The sequence below is a fragment of the Bacillus sp. SDLI1 genome (assembly GCF_001553895.1).
In the GTDB taxonomy this organism is placed as follows: Bacteria; Bacillota; Bacilli; order Bacillales; family Bacillaceae; genus Bacillus; species Bacillus siamensis.
The window spans coordinates 581,106-597,991 of record NZ_CP013950.1; the positions used below are offsets into that span (position 1 = coordinate 581,106).

16 protein-coding genes are annotated in these 16,886 nt (G+C 45.3%); all 16 read right to left on the bottom strand.

All coding sequences use genetic code 11. From position 1 onward, the window contains the following. Window positions 1-2: 2 nt before the first annotated feature. Window positions 3-1,319, bottom strand: a complete 1,317-nt coding sequence (gene fliI / locus AUL54_RS02505; protein WP_060962792.1) for a flagellar protein export ATPase FliI — start codon at window positions 1,317-1,319, stop codon at window positions 3-5. Next, window positions 1,316-2,068, bottom strand: a complete 753-nt coding sequence (gene fliH / locus AUL54_RS02510; protein WP_060962793.1) for a flagellar assembly protein FliH — start codon at window positions 2,066-2,068, stop codon at window positions 1,316-1,318. The genes fliI and fliH overlap by 4 nt, the downstream gene beginning before the upstream one ends. After that, window positions 2,061-3,077, bottom strand: coding sequence for a flagellar motor switch protein FliG (gene fliG, locus AUL54_RS02515; protein ID WP_003154256.1), 1,017 nt, complete (start codon window positions 3,075-3,077; stop codon window positions 2,061-2,063). Before fliG ends, fliH begins: the two co-directional genes overlap by 8 nt. A 12-nt stretch (window positions 3,078-3,089) precedes the next feature. After that, window positions 3,090-4,700: a flagellar basal-body MS-ring/collar protein FliF gene (gene fliF, locus AUL54_RS02520; protein ID WP_060962794.1), complete on the bottom strand. Its 1,611-nt coding sequence runs from the start codon at window positions 4,698-4,700 to the stop codon at window positions 3,090-3,092. Between the two features lie 45 nt (window positions 4,701-4,745). Further along, window positions 4,746-5,066: a flagellar hook-basal body complex protein FliE gene (fliE, locus tag AUL54_RS02525; RefSeq protein ID WP_060962795.1), complete on the bottom strand. Its 321-nt coding sequence runs from the start codon at window positions 5,064-5,066 to the stop codon at window positions 4,746-4,748. Between the two features lie 10 nt (window positions 5,067-5,076). Further along, the gene (gene flgC / locus AUL54_RS02530) at window positions 5,077-5,529 is read right to left on the bottom strand and encodes a flagellar basal body rod protein FlgC (protein ID WP_016936125.1); all 453 of its coding nucleotides are present in this window, start codon (window positions 5,527-5,529) and stop codon (window positions 5,077-5,079) included. Beyond that, window positions 5,529-5,918 (bottom strand): flagellar basal body rod protein FlgB, encoded by a 390-nt coding sequence (flgB, locus tag AUL54_RS02535; protein ID WP_016936126.1) that lies wholly within the window; start codon window positions 5,916-5,918, stop codon window positions 5,529-5,531. The genes flgC and flgB overlap by 1 nt, the downstream gene beginning before the upstream one ends. Window positions 5,919-6,270: 352 nt before the next feature. Then, entirely contained in the window at window positions 6,271-7,050 is a 780-nt protein-coding gene (gene codY / locus AUL54_RS02540) for a GTP-sensing pleiotropic transcriptional regulator CodY (RefSeq protein WP_013352252.1), read from the bottom strand. 37 nt (window positions 7,051-7,087) lie between these two features. Further along, entirely contained in the window at window positions 7,088-8,491 is a 1,404-nt protein-coding gene (gene hslU / locus AUL54_RS02545) for an ATP-dependent protease ATPase subunit HslU (protein WP_060962796.1), read from the bottom strand. 16 nt (window positions 8,492-8,507) lie between these two features. Then, window positions 8,508-9,053 (bottom strand): ATP-dependent protease subunit HslV, encoded by a 546-nt coding sequence (hslV, locus tag AUL54_RS02550; protein ID WP_060962797.1) that lies wholly within the window; start codon window positions 9,051-9,053, stop codon window positions 8,508-8,510. 15 nt (window positions 9,054-9,068) lie between these two features. Beyond that, complete coding sequence (xerC, locus tag AUL54_RS02555) at window positions 9,069-9,986, bottom strand: tyrosine recombinase XerC (protein WP_060962798.1); 918 nt, start codon at window positions 9,984-9,986, stop codon at window positions 9,069-9,071. Window positions 9,987-10,055: 69 nt separating this feature from the next. Beyond that, window positions 10,056-11,363 (bottom strand): FADH(2)-oxidizing methylenetetrahydrofolate--tRNA-(uracil(54)-C(5))-methyltransferase TrmFO, encoded by a 1,308-nt coding sequence (gene trmFO, locus AUL54_RS02560; RefSeq protein ID WP_016936130.1) that lies wholly within the window; start codon window positions 11,361-11,363, stop codon window positions 10,056-10,058. A 64-nt stretch (window positions 11,364-11,427) separates the two neighbouring features. After that, window positions 11,428-13,503, bottom strand: a complete 2,076-nt coding sequence (topA, locus tag AUL54_RS02565) for a type I DNA topoisomerase (RefSeq protein WP_060962799.1) — start codon at window positions 13,501-13,503, stop codon at window positions 11,428-11,430. Window positions 13,504-13,684: 181 nt separating this feature from the next. After that, window positions 13,685-14,584, bottom strand: a complete 900-nt coding sequence (dprA, locus tag AUL54_RS02570; RefSeq protein ID WP_060962800.1) for a DNA-processing protein DprA — start codon at window positions 14,582-14,584, stop codon at window positions 13,685-13,687. Window positions 14,585-14,651: 67 nt separating this feature from the next. Continuing rightward, window positions 14,652-15,554, bottom strand: coding sequence for a succinate--CoA ligase subunit alpha (gene sucD / locus AUL54_RS02575; protein WP_060962801.1), 903 nt, complete (start codon window positions 15,552-15,554; stop codon window positions 14,652-14,654). A 28-nt stretch (window positions 15,555-15,582) separates the two neighbouring features. Further along, the gene (gene sucC, locus AUL54_RS02580; RefSeq protein ID WP_016936134.1) at window positions 15,583-16,740 is read right to left on the bottom strand and encodes an ADP-forming succinate--CoA ligase subunit beta; all 1,158 of its coding nucleotides are present in this window, start codon (window positions 16,738-16,740) and stop codon (window positions 15,583-15,585) included. Window positions 16,741-16,886: the final 146 nt, after the last annotated feature.

Here is a 16,886-nt window from a genome sequence, read left to right on the forward strand (position 1 = left end):
GTTTATTCCTCTTTTCCTGTCATACTCGTCAATACCGCAATACTGTCTTCCAATTGAGCAGGTTCTTCAGTTCCTTGTTTTAAAAATTGAATGAGCTGCGGATAAAACTGAATCGCTTCATCAATTTCTCTCGATGACCCTCTTTTGTAAGCCCCGATATTAATGAGGTCTTCAGAGTTTTGATAAGTTGACAGAAGATCGCGGAATTTGTTGGCCGCCTCTATATGCGCGGCGTCTGAAATATTAGACATAACCCTGCTGATGCTCTTCAGGATATTCACCGCCGGGAACTGCCCTTTGTTGGCAAGCGCCCGATCGAGAACGATATGACCGTCTAATATACCGCGCACCGTATCGGCAATCGGTTCATTCATGTCGTCTCCGTCAACGAGAACCGTATAAAAAGCGGTTATCGTCCCTTGTTCATTCGCACCCGTTCTTTCTAGCAAACGGGGCAGAATAGCGAACACGGAAGGTGTATATCCTTTTGTTGTCGGCGGTTCCCCCGCTGCCAGCCCGATTTCACGCTGAGCCATCGCAACCCTCGTGACGGAGTCCATCATGAACATGACATTCCGGCCTTTATCACGGAAATATTCCGCAATGGCGGTCGCTGTATATGCCGCTTTCAAACGCATTAATGCAGGCTGATCAGAAGTCGCGACTACGACAATCGAGCGTTTCAAGCCTTCTTCGCCTAAATCCTTCTCAATGAATTCCCGCACCTCGCGCCCCCGTTCACCGACGAGTGCGATGATGTTTAGATCGGCTTCGGTCTGCTTTGCGATCATTCCCATCAAAGTGCTTTTTCCGACTCCGCTTCCGGCAAAAATTCCGATTCTCTGCCCTTTTCCTACTGTCAGCAGACTGTCAATCGACCTGACACCGACACCCATCTTTTCCCGTATCGGCGGCCGTTTCATCGGGTTTGGCGGCGGCTGTTCGGTCGAAACGGGAGACAATCCTTTAGGAAGCGCCCTGCCGTCAAGAGGCTCACCGAACGCATCAACAACCTGTCCGATTAAACCTGCGCCTACTTTGATACGGAGAGACTCGCCGGTAGCCTCCACAATGCTGCCCGGGGCAATGCTTGCCGCTTCCAGATAAGGCATTAACAGTATGTTTTCATCCTGGAAGCCTACAACCTCAGCTTTAATTGCTTTTTTTGAATGACCTTTCGGATAAATGAGACAAACATCTCCGATCGAGCTTTCGGGCCCTTTTGATTCAATCATCAGCCCGATAACACGTTTAACCTTACCGTAGCGTTTGTACGGATCCGCTGTTTCAATCGAGTCTATTAAATACTGTGCCTTCATTGCTCCGCTCCTGCCTCAAGCGCCGTTAAAAGCTTTTGCTTTAATTGCATCAGCTGGGTGTCTATTCCTGCATCCACCCGTCCGAACGGTGTTTCTATGGAGCACGTTCCCTTTGCAGCTTTTTCATCGGCATACAAGCTTAACCTGCATTCTTTGTACAACAGCTGCTGAATTTCATCCATATGCTGATGAACCGTCTCATAATATTCCGGGTCCACATAAATGGAAATGTCATCATAATCTTTCACTTCGGCTATTACCTGTTTGACTAACAGAAGAAAAGCTTCTTTATCATCACTTTTTTGCCGCCAAACTTTTTTAGCGAGCGCAACGGAAAGCTCAATGATTTCTTCCTCAGCGCTTTCCAGCTTTTCCTCGACTGACTGTCTGGCCATTTCCATAACGGCATTGGCCCGGCTGATGAGGTCTGCGTATTCGGCCTGAGCCTCAGCTTTTCCCAATGCCATGCCTTCGTTATATCCTTCTGCCTTTGCCTCTTCTATCAGTCTTTGTTTTTCATCCGCCCAGCGGCTTTTCTCTTCCTCAATCTGCCGGAGGGTGTACTCCAGCTGATTTTTCGCTTCTTCAGATACCCTGTCGGCTTCTGCTTTGGCAAAAGCCATGAGAGCCTCAGGATTTTCTTCCTCCAGGCCGAGCTGGGGATGCGTTTTCCTGACTTCCTGCAAGGAAAGCTTGCGCCGTTTTTGTTCAGGAGAAAATGATGATTGCTGTTTAATGATATTAGACAATAATATCGTCTCCTCCGCCTCGCGCGATTACAATTTCACCGGCTTCTTCAAGCTTGCGGACGACGCCCACGATTCTTGATTGCGCCTCTTCCACATCACGCAAACGCACAGGCCCCATAATTTCCATTTCTTCTTTAAACGTTTCAACCATACGCTGTGACATATTGCTGAAGACGATCTCTTTGACTTCCTCGCTCGCAACCTTCAATGACAGCAGGAGGTCGTCATTTTCAACGTCTCTGATCACGCGCTGAATCGCACGGTTATCAAGGGTGACAATATCTTCAAAGACAAACATCCGTTTTTTGATTTCATCCGCCAATTCAGGGTCTTGTATTTCTAATGAATCAAGGATCGTTTTTTCAGTTCCTCTGTCTACGCCGTTTAACACTTCAACAACGGCTTCTATGCCGCCTGTCTGCGTATAATCCTGCGTAAAGGAGGAGGACAGCTTTTGTTCAAGGACCCGCTCCACTTCATTTATGATTTCAGGAGACGTCCTGTCCATAACCGCAATCCTTCTCGCCACCTCAGCCTGAACGTCCGGGTTCAGCTCAGACAAAATCTGTCCGGCCTGCACCGGGTCAAGGTAGGATAAAATCAGCGCCATCGTTTGCGGATGTTCTTGCTGAATGAAATTCAAAATCTGTTCGGGCTCCGCTTTTCTTGCGAAGTCAAACGGCTTTACCTGCAATGAAGAGGTCAGCCTGTTTAAAATGCTTACCGCTTTGTCTTCTCCGAGCGCTTTTTCAAGCACTTGGCGGGCGTAATTTAAACCGCCTTGAGAAATATAATCCTGAGCGATTGCGATATTATGAAATTCTTCAATGATTTCATCTTTTCTCTGATGATCGACGCTTCTGACTCCCGAAATCTCGAGAGTCAATCTTTCAATTTCTTCTTCAGACAAATGCTTGTACACAGAGGCTGATACATCAAGACCTAAGGAAATCATGAGGATGGCTGCTTTTTGTTTTCCTGTAAGCTTGTTCTGATCACGTTTCGCCATTTTCCATTCCCCCTAATCCTCGTCCAGCCAGCTTCGAAGCAATTTTGCAAAGTCTTCCGGTTTTTCTTTAGCCATTTTTTCAAGCTGTTTTCGTCTGACTGTTTCTTCCGTTTCATTTTTCTCTTCGTTGATATCAGGCAGTCGAACCGGCTCCGGCGCCGTTTCATATTCGTATTCTTCATATTCATCCTCTTGAGAGCGTTTCTTTCTGATGAGGAGAATAATAAGCAGAATAATGGCTGCAAGCAGCACCCCGCCTGTAATGTATACCCAGATCGGGAGACCCGAAGATTGTGCCGAATTTGTGTTCAGGCTTGTTTTTCCGTCAAACGGCTGTACGGATACAACGATTTTATTGTTGATATCATTGGCTGTCAGGTTTTGATTTTGCGTTTCATTTTTATCAAGGGACGTTCTGACAACCGTTCCTAAAATCTTCTGTATATCAGCCTGTCTCTGCGCTGATAATGAGGCGGCATTTTTCGGATTCGGCGGTTCCACCATGACCTGAATGCCTAAATCACGCACTTTATACGGGCTTTCTGCGATTTCTTTATGAATGCGGTTGACTTCATAGTTGATTTTATTGCTGCTTTTTTCGTAGTCTCCGCTGTTTGAACCGTCATTTGCCTGTTTATAGTTGGCGGTGTCATTGCTGCCCGTTCCGGCTGTTCCGCCGTTGGCCGCGCCATCGCCTTTATACGTTTCCGCAACTTTTTCGGCGCTTACCGCTATGCCTTCCATGTTATCTTTATCGACAGGCTCGACAATGTCTTCAGTGCGTTTTTCTTTCGTGAAGTCAACATCTGCCGTAACCGAAACCACGACTTTATCCTGTCCCATCATTGTGCCGAGCAGGGACTGAACATGTTTTTGAATATCCTTTTCGACCTGCGACTTAATACCTTGCTGAGAAGCATAACTGTCAGAAACGGACCCTGCGCCGCTGTCACTTTTGTCATAATATGTAGAATTTTGATCCATTATGACGATATTATCTTCTTTTAAGTTCGGGACGCTTTTCGAAACGAGATGGTACAGCCCGTTGATCTGGCTTTGATCAAGCGAGTAGCCCGGTTTAATCTGCAAAACGATCGATGCGGATGCTTCCGGCTGATCTTCACCGACAAACACGGCTTCTTTCGGCATATTGATCATGACCTTCGAGCTTTTAATACCGTCCATTTCATTTATCAGGTTTGACAATTCAGTCTGAGTCGCCTCAACCTTTAAAACGTCAAACTCATTATCTGTCAGGCCGAAGCCCGCATTCTGTCCGAAAAACGAATAATCAATTGATCCCGTTTTCGGCAGGCCTTCCGCGGCAAGCTGGACTTTAAGCGAATCCACTTGGCTCTCAGGAACCTTAATGACCGTGCCGCCGTCAGCAAGTTCAGAAGACACCTTTTTCGTATCGAGCTCTTCTTTAATCTTCCCCGCTTCTTCCGCGGACAAGTCTTTATAAAGAGGCACCATCTTTTCAGACGAAGTAAAAATAATAACGACGATGAGTAAAATAATGAATGCGGCCAAGCCGCTTACCATGAGTATCTTCTGTGTTTTTGATCTGTTATTCCAAAACGCTGCCGTTTTGGTTTTCATTTGCGTTAGAGTACGATTCATGTTAACCCCCGGTCATTCCAGTCATTCTCTTTCATCTGACCACCACTACATCTGCATTCTCATGATTTCCTGATAGGCTTCCACGGCTTTATTGCGGAATTCGGTAGCGGCCGTCAGAGAAATATTTGCTTTTTGGGCAGCGATCATGACCTCGTCAAGGTTTACATCCTTTCCTGCAGCCAGTTCGTTCGTTATTTGGTCAGATTGCACTTGCGACTCATTTAACGAATCAATCGAGTTTTTTAAAAGCTCCGAAAAGCTTGTTTGATTTGAAGAATCAGTTTTTTGAGCTTGATTTAATTGATTCGTTACGTTTTGAGTGTTTTGGGTTTGTTGAAGCTGAAAAGGAGTAATAGCGTTAACCACTTACATCACCTTACTTTCCGATTTCTAAAGCCTTTAAAAGCATGCCTTTGGAGGCGTTCAATGCCGTCACGTTTGCTTCATATGATCTCGTGCTGCTGACAAGATCCACCATTTCCTTTAATGGGTCTACATTAGGTTTTTGTACATATCCGTCTTTATTCGCATCGGGATTTTCCGGATCGTAAACGAGATTAAAAGCGGATGGGTCTTCCGTAATCGAAGATACCTTTACGCCATTTCCGGCGTTTCCGATTCCGTTCATCTTGGAATTTAAAAGGGACGAAAATGATTCGCCTCCGGATTGGAGAGAAACCAGCTTTCTTCTGTAAGGCACCCACTCGCCATTGACCTGCTTCGCTCTCGTTGTGTCCATATTGGCCAGGTTGGACGATACGACGTCCATCCGGACACGCTGTGCAGTTAAAGCAGACCCAGAAATATTTAAGCTTTGAAAGCCACTCATTATTTTCCTCCTGTCAAGACTGTTTTCAGGGAATTGAATTTGCCGCTCATTCTTTCAACCAAAGCTTGATAATTAATTTGGTTTTCGGCTAAATCTGTCATTTCTTTGTCGATATCGACATTGTTTCCGTTTTGCTGGTACGATGTATCACCGCTGGACACGATGGAATAATCGTCCCCCGAATCCGTAAAGTCAACGTGTCGATAGTCGGTTTTTACAGCCTCAAGATTGGATGTTTCCTGATCTAACAAATTTCGGAAAGAGACTTTTTTTGCCTTATAGTTCGGTGTATCTATATTGGCGATATTATTAGTTAAGACTTTTTGCTTAATGTCCGCTCTCCCCAAGGCATTCTCAAGATTTTGTATAGTTCCAGAAAATAAGTCCAAATCCACTTACCTCCATTTCAGATATTTTCCTCCTAAAAATCCTTGTCGAGAATTGTAAAACCATATGCTTATTGTAAGAAATAACAGGCTTAAAGTCTATGAAGTTGGGCTAAAAAAAAGTGCTCATTTGTATCTATTTTGCACATAGGTATTAAGTCCTAGAGTATTTGGACTACAAGCATTTGATTAATATAAGACTGAAAATAGCCGAATTTCTGTATCTTCCCCATTTTTCACACAGCAAGATGGATTATCTCAAATCAGATACCAATAATCAACTTTAAACTGCAACTTTTCACCTATTGTCCATAAAAAAAGCAGGACCCCCGCTTTTAGGGATCCTGCTTTTGGATTAATGAGATTTTAGGTTTTCCAATTCAATAAGGAATTTGTTGTTCAGAACTTTAATGTAAGTCCCCTTCATTCCCAGTGATCTGGATTCAATAACGCCGGCGCTTTCGAGCTTTCTCAGTGCGTTAACGATGACTGAACGGGTAATGCCTACACGGTCGGCAATCTTACTTGCCACAAGTAAGCCTTCGTTTCCGTCAAGCTCTTCAAAGATATGCTCAATCGCTTCAAGTTCACTGTAAGACAAAGAACTGATCGCCATTTGAACAACTGCTTTGCTTCGCGCTTCTTCTTCGATCTCTTCTGCTTTTTCTCTTAAAATCTCCATTCCTACAACGGTTGCTCCGTATTCAGCAAGAATGAGATCATCATCTTCAAATTGGTCCTGCAGACGGGACAGGATCAATGTGCCCAGGCGCTCTCCTCCGCCGATAATCGGCACAATCGTCGTTAAGCCTGCTTGGAACAGGTCTCTGTTTTCAACAGGGAAAGCCGTATATTCGCTGTTGATATCAAGGTTTGAAGACGTCTCCGGAACGTTGAAAAGGTTTTTCGTGTACTCTTCCGGGAACTGGCGGTCTTCAAGCATTTTTTTCATGCGGTCATTTTCGATCTGCTGATTAATAGAGTAGCCCAAAAGCTTTCCTCTGCGGCTGACGACGAAAATATTAGAATCAATGACGTCGCGAAGCGTTTCTGCCATTTCTTTAAAGTTTACGGGTTTGCCTGCCGCAGCCTGCAGCATGCTGTTAATAATTCGTGTTTTTTGTAGTAAAGCCATGTTAAATAATCCTCCTAGAATTCCTCTTATTAAATTTTCACAATATAAATTGACTTAGATCTTTGTTGTTTGCAATCGATCCGAGCTTTTCTTCAACGTATTGCGGCGTGATGGCGACTTTTTCCATCGTCACGTCCGGCGCTTCAAACGACAGGTCCTCCAAGAGACGTTCCAATATCGTGTGAAGCCTTCTTGCTCCGATGTTGTCCGTATCCTGATTCACATGATAAGCCACTTCGGCGATCTTACGAATAGCTTCGTCAGAAAATTCAAGAGATATACCTTCTGTCTGCAATAAAGCCTGATATTGTTTTAACAGCGCATTATCAGGTTCGACGAGAATTTTCACAAAATCATCCACCGTCAGCTTGCTCAGTTCTACACGAATCGGAAAGCGCCCCTGCAGCTCCGGAATCAGATCAGACGGTTTGGCCATATGGAATGCCCCAGCGGCTATAAACAGCACGTGATCGGTTTTGACGGAGCCGTATTTCGTGACGACGGTCGAGCCCTCGACAATCGGAAGGATATCCCTTTGGACGCCCTCTCTCGAGACATCGGCTGAGGAAGAAGCTCCTCCGTTTTTTGCGATTTTATCTATTTCGTCAATAAAAATGATGCCGCCCTCTTCCGCTCTTAACACGGCCTCTTGGCTGACTTCATCCATATCGATTAATTTGCTTGCCTCTTCATTGGTCAGAATCTTTCTTGCCTCTCTGACCGTCATTTTGCGGCGTTTCTTTTTTTTAGGCATCAGATTGCTCAGCGCATCCTGCATATTCATGCCCATCTGCTCCATGCCGGAGCCTTGCAGCATGTCAAACATCGACGGCTGCTGCTCTTCCACCTCTACGGAGACGTAATGGTCTTCGAGCTCTCCCAATGCGAGCTGATGCGCCATGCGCTTTCTTTTCTCTTCAAGGCTCGCTTCTTCCTGCTGATCGCTTTCATCATCGCTTGACGGCTGGCTTCCTCCGAAAAGCATTTCAAACGGATTTTTCACACCCGCTTGTTTTTTCTTTCCCGGTACGAGAAGCCGCACAATGCGTTTGTTTGCATTTTCTTCAGCCTGTTCTTTCACTTCGCTGATTTTTTCTTCTTTAATGAGCCGCACGGATGTCTCAACAAGGTCTCTGACCATTGATTCGACATCTCTGCCTACATAGCCGACTTCTGTAAATTTTGTCGCTTCAATTTTTATAAATGGCGCACCGGTAAGCTTGGCGATCCGTCTGGCGATTTCTGTTTTCCCCACCCCTGTCGGACCCATCATCAGGATGTTTTTGGGAACGATCTCATCTCTCAGTTTTTCATCAAGAAGACTTCTGCGATAGCGGTTTCTTAATGCCACGGCGACAGCTTTTTTTGCATCCTGCTGTCCTACAATGTATTGATCCAACCGATCTACGATTTGTCTCGGTGTTAACGGTTTGTTTTCCATGAGCCTCAAGTCCTTTCTATTCAAGTTCTTCCAAAATGATCTGATCGTTTGTGTACACACAAATCTCGCCTGCGATTTTCAAAGCGGCTTTTGCAATTTCTTTGGCGGACAGGTTTTCTCCGGCATAAGTTTTCAGCGCTCTTCCTGCTGACAGGGCGTAGTTTCCGCCGGAGCCGATTGCCAAAATGCCGTCATCCGGCTCAATCACTTCACCTGTTCCCGATACGAGAAGCAAGGTATCCTGGTTCATGACAATCAGCATGGCTTCCAGCTTGCGCAGCACTTTATCGCTGCGCCATTCTTTCGCAAGCTCAACCGACGCACGTTTTAAATTGCCGTTGTATTCTTCAAGCTTCGCCTCAAACATTTCAAAAAGTGTGAAAGCGTCTGCAACAGATCCCGCGAAGCCGGCCAGAACCTTTCCGTTAAACAGCTTTCTCACTTTTCTCGCAGTATGTTTCATGACTACAGCCTGACCGAATGTGACCTGGCCGTCTCCTGACATAGCGCTTTTTCCTTTATGCTGGACGGCAAAAATCGTTGTCGCATGAAAAGATGACATGAGAAGGGCCTCCTTTTAATTTTCTTTAAAAGCTCTCGGATGGTGGGACATATATGTGTTTCTCAGCATTTCCTTCGATACATGCGTGTATATCTGCGTGGAAGACAGATTAGAATGGCCCAAAAGCTCCTGGACGCTTCTTAAGTCAGCCCCTTCATTCAGCAGATGGGTCGCAAACGTATGCCGAAGCATATGCGGGTGTATATGTAAAGTGCCGGATGCCTTTTTTACAAGCCCGCTTAAAATATACCGGATGCCTCTGGCGGTAAGTTGACCGCCTCTTTGATTGACAAACAGCAAATCATGAGGCTCTTTTGCTTTTTCAAGCAGGCACGGCCTTCCGCTATTGATATACAGCTCCAGCGCATCACGGGCATATGAGCCGAACGGGATGTAGCGCTGCTTCCTGCCTTTCCCGTGAACGAGCACCGTATCCATAGATAAGTCAAGATCGCCGACAGTGAGCGTACAGCACTCACTGACCCTCATTCCGGTCGCATATAGAAGCTCAAGCAAGGCCTGATCGCGCATCCCTGACGGCTTGCTTCTGTCTGAAACAGCGAATAGTTCCTCAAGTTCTTTTTCATAAAGAAACTTCGGAATCCGTTTCTCTTGTTTCGGCAGATGAACAAGCTGAAACGGATTCTCTTCAACAAGCTTTTCCCTCATCAAAAATTTATAGAAGCTTCTCAAAGCTGAAATCTTCTTGCTGATTGTTTTTCTTGACAGGCCTTTTTCATAAGCTTCTGTCAAAAATATTCTCACATCATGATATGCAGCTTCTTTCAATCCATTTATATTTTGAGCATGCAGAAACATCCCAAATTCTTCAATCGAATTAACATAATTCACAATAGTATATTGTGAATAATTTTTTTCAATTTGTAAATATTCAACGAATAACTTTAAAAAAAAGTTAACATTCTCCGCCATTATTATGACCTCCCTCTCCGAAGGGCTTTTAAATGGTATCATATAATGCATTGAAGTTGCAATGAAAAGCTATATCGTTTTCGAAATAGTTTGAATAGTCTCAATTGCGCGTTTAGCGTATTCTTCATTTCGTTCTTTTTTGTTTTTAATTTTAACAGGCAGTTCTTTTAACAGACCGAAGTTTGCGTTCATCGGCTGGAAGTTCTTCTGGTTCGTCGTCGTAATGTAATGAGCCATGCTTCCGATCGCCGTCTCCTGAGGGAAGGTCACAAGGTCCTGACCGAGCACAAGTTTGGCCGCATTGATTCCCGCCACAAGGCCTGAAGCTGCAGATTCAACATAACCTTCTACGCCGGTCATTTGGCCCGCGAAAAACAGGTCGTTCCGCTGTTTAAATTGATATGTCGGGTTCAAGAGACTAGGCGAGTTGATAAATGTGTTTCTGTGCATGACGCCGTATCTGACAATGTCAACATTTTCAAGTCCGGGGATCAGTTTAAGCACTTCTTTTTGGTCTCCCCATTTTAAATGTGTCTGAAAACCTACAATATTATATAGCGTTCCCGCCGCGTCATCCTGTCTGAGCTGCACGACTGCATAAGGCCGCTTGCCTGTTTTAGGATCTTCCAGTCCGACCGGTTTCATCGGCCCGAACAGCATCGTTTTCTTGCCTCTTTTCGCCATGACCTCAATCGGCATGCAGCCTTCAAAGAAAATTTCTTTTTCGAATTCTTTTAACGGAACCGTCTCAGCCGTCGTCAGCGCTTCATAGAAACGGTCAAACTCTTCTTCTGTCATCGGGCAGTTTAAGTATGCCGCTTCTCCCTTGTCATAACGGGATTTTAAGTACACTTTATCCATATCAAGGCTGTCTTTTTCAACAATCGGCGCCGCCGCGTCATAAAAATACAGGTACTCTTCTCCGGTGAGTTCTTTCAGCTGCTGTGAAAGCGATTCTGACGTAAGCGGTCCGGTCGCAATAACTGTCGGACCTTCCGGAATTTCTGTTACTTCCTCAGTAAGCACCGTTACGTTCGGATGGTTTTTCACGAGATCCGTCACGCTTTGCGCAAATTCATGACGGTCAACGGCAAGCGCTCCCCCTGCCGGAACCGAACATTTATCAGCAGATTGAATGATTGCAGAGTCAAGCGCCCGCATTTCTTCCTTTAATACGCCTACCGCATTGGCAAGCGTATTTGAACGGAGGGAGTTGCTGCATACCAGTTCGGCAAATTTATCAGTATGATGGGCTGCCGTCTGCTTTACGGGCCGCATTTCATATAGTTTTACTTGAATTCCTCGTTTTGCAAGCTGCCATGCCGCTTCACTTCCGGCAAGGCCTGCTCCGATTACATTAACTGTTTGCTGGTTCATTTCTTTTCATCTCCTGTTGTTTGTTACTTCCACACAAAGAAGGTGAGCAAGGCTCTGCTCACCGCTACTTCTGTGGTTCTTCCTTATAATCGCATTCGACGCATTGGACTTGTATGCCTTTTTTAAGCTTTTTCTCTACGAGCATATTTTCACATTTCGGGCATTTTCGTTCAATCGGTTTGTCCCAAGATACGAAGTCACAGTCAGGATAACGGTCACAGCCGTAAAAGACGCGTTTCTTTTTTGATTTTCGTTCGACAATGTTTCCTTCATGACACTTAGGACATTTCACGCCGATTTGTTTAACAATCGGTTTAGTATTCCGGCAGTCAGGGAAGTTGGAGCACGCCATGAATTTGCCGTACCGGCCCATTTTATAAACCATCCGGGAGCCGCATAACTCACAATCTTCGTCGGCGTATTCAGGTTCAATTTCCACTTCTTTCATTTCGGCTTCCGCTTTTTTCACACGCTTTTCGAAATCGGAATAGAAGCTGTCAATGATTTGAACCCATTCTGTCTGACCGTCTTCAACATGGTCAAGGTCTCTTTCCATTTTTGCCGTGAATTCAACGTTAATGATTTCCGGGAAAAACTCCATGATGAGATCCAGTACAATCTGTCCGAGCTCAGTCGGCACAAACCGTTTATTGTCTAATGCCACGTAACCGCGCCTCTGGATCGTGTCAAGAGTCGGCGCATATGTGGAAGGACGGCCGATACCGAGTTCTTCAAGCGTTTTAACCAAGCGCGCCTCTGTGTAACGCGGCGGCGGCTGAGTAAAGTGCTGCTCTGGCTCAATATCTTTCGACAAAACCGTGTCTCCCTCTTTAAGGTCCGGAAGCATGCGGTCTTTTTCTTCCAGCTGATCGTCTTTACCCTCTACATAGACTTTCATGAAGCCGGCGAATTTGACTTTACTTCCGTTTGCCCGGAATGTCAATCCGTTATTGCTGAGATCGACACTCATCGTATCCAGAACGGCTGGCGCCATCTGACTTGCAACAAAGCGCTCCCAAATCAGCTTGTATAATCTGAGCTGGTCTCTGCCAAGCACCGCTTTTAAATCAGCAGGTTTTCTGAGTACTGAAGTCGGGCGGATCGCTTCGTGGGCATCTTGAGCGTTTTCATTTTTCTTTGCCGGTTTCCGTTTTCCCGCTAAGTACTCTTTTCCGTACGCCTGATCAATAAAAGCTGACGCCTCTTCAACGGCCGTGTTGGAAATCCTCGTTGAGTCCGTTCTCATATACGTGATGAGTCCGACTGTACCTTCTTTGCCGAGATCAATTCCTTCATATAATTGCTGAGCGATCATCATCGTTTTCTTTGCTCTGAAATTCAGCTTTCTTGCAGCCTCCTGCTGCAGGGTGGACGTTGTAAACGGCAGAGCGGGATTTCGTTTCCGCTCTTTTTTCGTAACCTTGTCTACTGTATACTTATTGCCTTTCAGCTCAGCAAGAACGGCTTTTACGTCTTCTTCGCTTTTTAAAGGAAGCTTTTTGCCGTTTTTTCCGAAAAAGCCGGCTTCAAACGTCTCTTTTCCTTTTAGAAATGAGCCGGTAATCGTCCAGTACTCTTCAGGTTTAAAGTCGTTGATTTCCTTTTCCCGGTCAATGATAATCCGGAGCGCAACGGATTGCACGCGGCCCGCACTGAGGCCTTTTTTTACTTTTTTCCAAAGAATCGGGCTGATTTTGTATCCTACGAGCCGGTCTAGTATGCGGCGCGCCTGCTGCGCATCGACAAGATCCATGTTAATCATGCGCGGATGTTTAAATGATTCCTTAATGGCGTCTTTTGTTATTTCATTAAAGACGACCCGGCAGTCAGAGTTGAGATCCAGATCAAGACTGTGCGCGAGATGCCATGCAATCGCTTCCCCTTCTCTGTCGGGGTCGGCCGCGAGATAGACTTTTTTTGCTTTCTTTGCCGCTGTTTTTAATTCTTTTAAAACAGAGCCTTTTCCGCGGATCGTAATATATTTCGGTTCAAAGTTCTGTTCGATGTCAACTCCCATTTGACTTTTTGGAAGATCCCGGACATGTCCCATTGAAGCTTTGACTTTATATTTCTTTCCTAAATAACGTTCAATCGTTTTCGCCTTTGCCGGCGATTCGACGATGACTAGATAATCAGACATTTTCATCCCCCTCAAGAGGTGTTCTCTCTCTTTTCAAGTATCAATTCATTTTAGAGCTGCCTTTTTATGGCTTTCAACATTTCATTCTTTATGATGAACGTCATTTTATACATGAAAATAATATGCAACTTTAAATCCTCACTATTATTAAATATTACAATACCGTTTGTCAAACGATATTTCAAAAGGGTTCCGTATACTGAACGCATCGGGCGGTCAGCTCTCCGTCAATATCCTCTGCGCACAATACAGCTTTCGCCCCTTCTTGAATGAGTTTTATAGGTCCTCCGGAATATGGATTAAATATGGAACCGGGAACGGCAAATACCTCTCTCCCTTGATCGAGGGCCTGGTAAGCTGTGATTAATGAACCGCTTTTTTCTTTTCCCTGCACGACTACAATTCCTTCACTTAATCCGCTGATTATACGGTTTCTCATCGGAAAGTGCCACTTTTTCGGCTTTGTTTCAGGAGGATGTTCTGAGAGTAGGAGGTGGTGTTCAGCCATGTATTCTGCTAACAGGAGATTTTCCCGGGGATAAATGTGATGGAATCCGCCGGCTATCACGCCGATCGTAAGCCCTTTTGCCCTGATGCTCGCCTTATGAGACAATCCGTCTATGCCGGATGCAAGCCCGCTTACGATGACCCAGCCTTTTTTTGAGAGTTCGGCGGTAAGATGCCCAACCGCTTTTATTCCGTCTTCCGTCGGTTTCCGCGTGCCCACAATACCAATTTTTCGGCCTTTTTCAAGAAGCTGCGTGTTCCCTTTTGCAAACAAGACGACGGGCGGATCATAAATCGTTTTAAGCCATGAAGGATAGCGGCTTGATGAAATCGGGATGACAGTAATGCCTTCGCGGCGGTATTCGGACAGAACTTCATCGAGTTCCGGATCCTTGCGCTCTATTTCTCGAAAAATGGCTTTCGGAGCTGTTTTTCCTTCTGACAAAACGGTTAATGGATGCGGGTCCCGTAAAAAAGACAGGGAGTGATCAGCTTTCCACCATTTTAATAGAAGAGACGGGGAAATGATTTGATTGATACTGCAGACCATTAAACAGCGCGATGCTTGATCCAAATCTGGCAACCTCCTCTTTTTTTCACAGTAAAAACAGGAACAGCCGATACGGCTGCCCCTGCTTCGGTCAGTGCGTTTTGCACGTTTCAAATAAGCCTTTTTCTTTTAACACCTTAATCAGCGTTTCACCCATTACAGAAGGGGTTTCCGCCACTTCAATCCCGCAGGCGTTCATCGTTTTGACTTTTTCTTCTGCCGTGCCTTTTCCTCCGGAGATGATGGCGCCCGCATGGCCCATGCGTTTTCCCGGAGGAGCGGTTTTACCGCCGATAAAGCCGACAACAGGCTTCGTCATGTTTGCTTTCACCCACTCAGCCGCTTCCTCTTCAGCCGTGCCGCCGATTTCTCCGATCATGATGACGGCATGTGTTTCAGGATCTTCATTGAACGCTTTTAACACGTCAATAAAGTTCGTGCCGTTGACTGGGTCACCGCCGATTCCTACAGCGGTAGATTGGCCTAAGCCGGCTTCTGAAAGCTGATGGACGGCCTCGTATGTCAATGTACCCGAACGGGATACAACGCCTACATGCCCCTTCTTATGAATGTATCCCGGCATAATGCCGATTTTGCATTCTTCAGGCGTAATAACACCCGGACAGTTCGGCCCTATTAATCTCGTTTTCTTGCCTTCCATAAAGCGCTTCACTTTCACCATGTCCAAAACCGGAATGTGCTCAGTGATACAAATGACAAGATCAATTTCCGCGTCAACCGCTTCCATAATTGCGTCCGCCGCAAACGGAGCCGGCACGTAAATGACTGACGCATCAGCGCCTGTTGTATGAACTGCTTCTGCGACCGTATTGAATACCGGTACGCCTTCTGCTTCCGTTCCGCCTTTGCCAGGTGTTACACCGCCAACGATATTCGTGCCGTATTCCAGCATCTGCTTTGTATGAAATAAAGCGGTAGAACCTGTAATCCCCTGTACAATAACTCTCGTATCTTTATTGATAAAAACACTCATTATCTGGTCCCCTGCCTTTCATTCTTTCCTAAACTAAGGATACGATTTTCTGCGCGCCGTCTGCCATTGATTCCGCAGATGTAATGTTTAAGCCTGATTCATTCAGGATTTTCTTTCCTAAATCTACGTTTGTCCCTTCAAGGCGCACGACCAGCGGCAATGTCAATCCGACTTGTCTCGTCGCTTCAACAACACCCTCGGCGATGACATCACACTTCATGATGCCTCCGAAAATATTTACGAAAATTCCTTTTACGTTTTGATCGGAAAGAATGATTTTAAAAGCTTCCGTTACTTTTTCAGCGGTTGCGCCGCCCCCGACATCCAGGAAGTTTGCAGGTTCTCCGCCGTAGTGTTTAATGATATCCATTGTAGACATTGCAAGACCCGCACCGTTTACCATACAGCCGATATTTCCATCAAGGGAAATGTAGCTCAGATCGTATTTTGACGCTTCGATTTCTTTCGGATCTTCTTCATCTAAATCTCTGTATTCCATAATATCTTTTTGTCTGTATAACGCATTGCTGTCAAAGTTCAGCTTAGCATCAAGCGCCATGACGTTTCCGTCTCCCGTGACGACGAGAGGGTTGATCTCGGCGATGGAGCAGTCCTTCTCAACAAATGCTTTATATAAACCGAGCATAAATTTAGCGGCTTTGCCGACAAGCTCTTTCGGGATGTTAATTGCGAATGCAATTTCCCTTGCCTGATAGCCTTGAAGGCCGACAGCCGGATCAATAACCGCTTTTTTAATTTTTTCAGGTGTTTTTTCCGCTACTTCTTCAATCTCCGTTCCGCCTTCTTCAGACGCCATTAAAACGATTCTTGAAGTGGCGCGGTCAAGTACAAGCCCGACATAGTATTCCTTTTTAATATCGCAGCCTTCTTCAATAAGTAAGCGTTTTATTACTTGTCCGTCCGGACCCGTTTGATGGGTGACGAGCGTCTTGCCTAACAGTTCTTCGGCATACCCCTTCACTTCATCTATTGTTTTTGCAATCTTTACCCCACCAGCTTTGCCGCGGCCGCCAGCATGGATTTGCGCCTTTACGACATAAACCGAGCTTGACAGGCTCTCTGCTTTTTCAACTGCTTCCTCTGCTGTAAAAGCCACTTTACCTTCAGGAACAGACACCCCGTATTTTCTGAGGACTTCTTTTCCCTGGTACTCATGGATATTCATTTCCCATCCTCCTAACTTATGTAGCAAAACTAAAAATAGACTGCGCTTTCATTCTATATAATACTGGAAGAATTGTCTAGGGTTCAAAACAAAATCTTTATATCCTTCCGAACATTCTAACTTTTATTTTATTGAAAATATAAATT

Bases quoted from the DNA above. Each gene is read 5' to 3' on its own strand.
- fliI (WP_060962792.1), bottom strand. From the start codon at position 1,319: ATGAAGGCACAGTATTTAATAGACTCGATTGAAACAGCGGATCCGTAC.
- fliG (WP_003154256.1), bottom strand. From the start codon at position 3,077: ATGGCGAAACGTGATCAGAACAAGCTTACAGGAAAACAAAAAGCAGCC.
- fliF (WP_060962794.1), bottom strand. From the start codon at position 4,700: ATGAATCGTACTCTAACGCAAATGAAAACCAAAACGGCAGCGTTTTGG.
- flgC (WP_016936125.1), bottom strand. From the start codon at position 5,529: ATGAGTGGCTTTCAAAGCTTAAATATTTCTGGGTCTGCTTTAACTGCA.
- codY (WP_013352252.1), bottom strand. From the start codon at position 7,050: ATGGCTTTACTACAAAAAACACGAATTATTAACAGCATGCTGCAGGCT.
- hslU (WP_060962796.1), bottom strand. From the start codon at position 8,491: ATGGAAAACAAACCGTTAACACCGAGACAAATCGTAGATCGGTTGGAT.
- hslV (WP_060962797.1), bottom strand. From the start codon at position 9,053: ATGTCATCTTTTCATGCGACAACGATTTTTGCCGTCCAGCATAAAGGA.
- xerC (WP_060962798.1), bottom strand. From the start codon at position 9,986: ATGGCGGAGAATGTTAACTTTTTTTTAAAGTTATTCGTTGAATATTTA.
- trmFO (WP_016936130.1), bottom strand. From the start codon at position 11,363: ATGAACCAGCAAACAGTTAATGTAATCGGAGCAGGCCTTGCCGGAAGT.
- topA (WP_060962799.1), bottom strand. From the start codon at position 13,503: ATGTCTGATTATCTAGTCATCGTCGAATCGCCGGCAAAGGCGAAAACG.
- sucD (WP_060962801.1), bottom strand. From the start codon at position 15,554: ATGAGTGTTTTTATCAATAAAGATACGAGAGTTATTGTACAGGGGATT.
- sucC (WP_016936134.1), bottom strand. From the start codon at position 16,740: ATGAATATCCATGAGTACCAGGGAAAAGAAGTCCTCAGAAAATACGGG.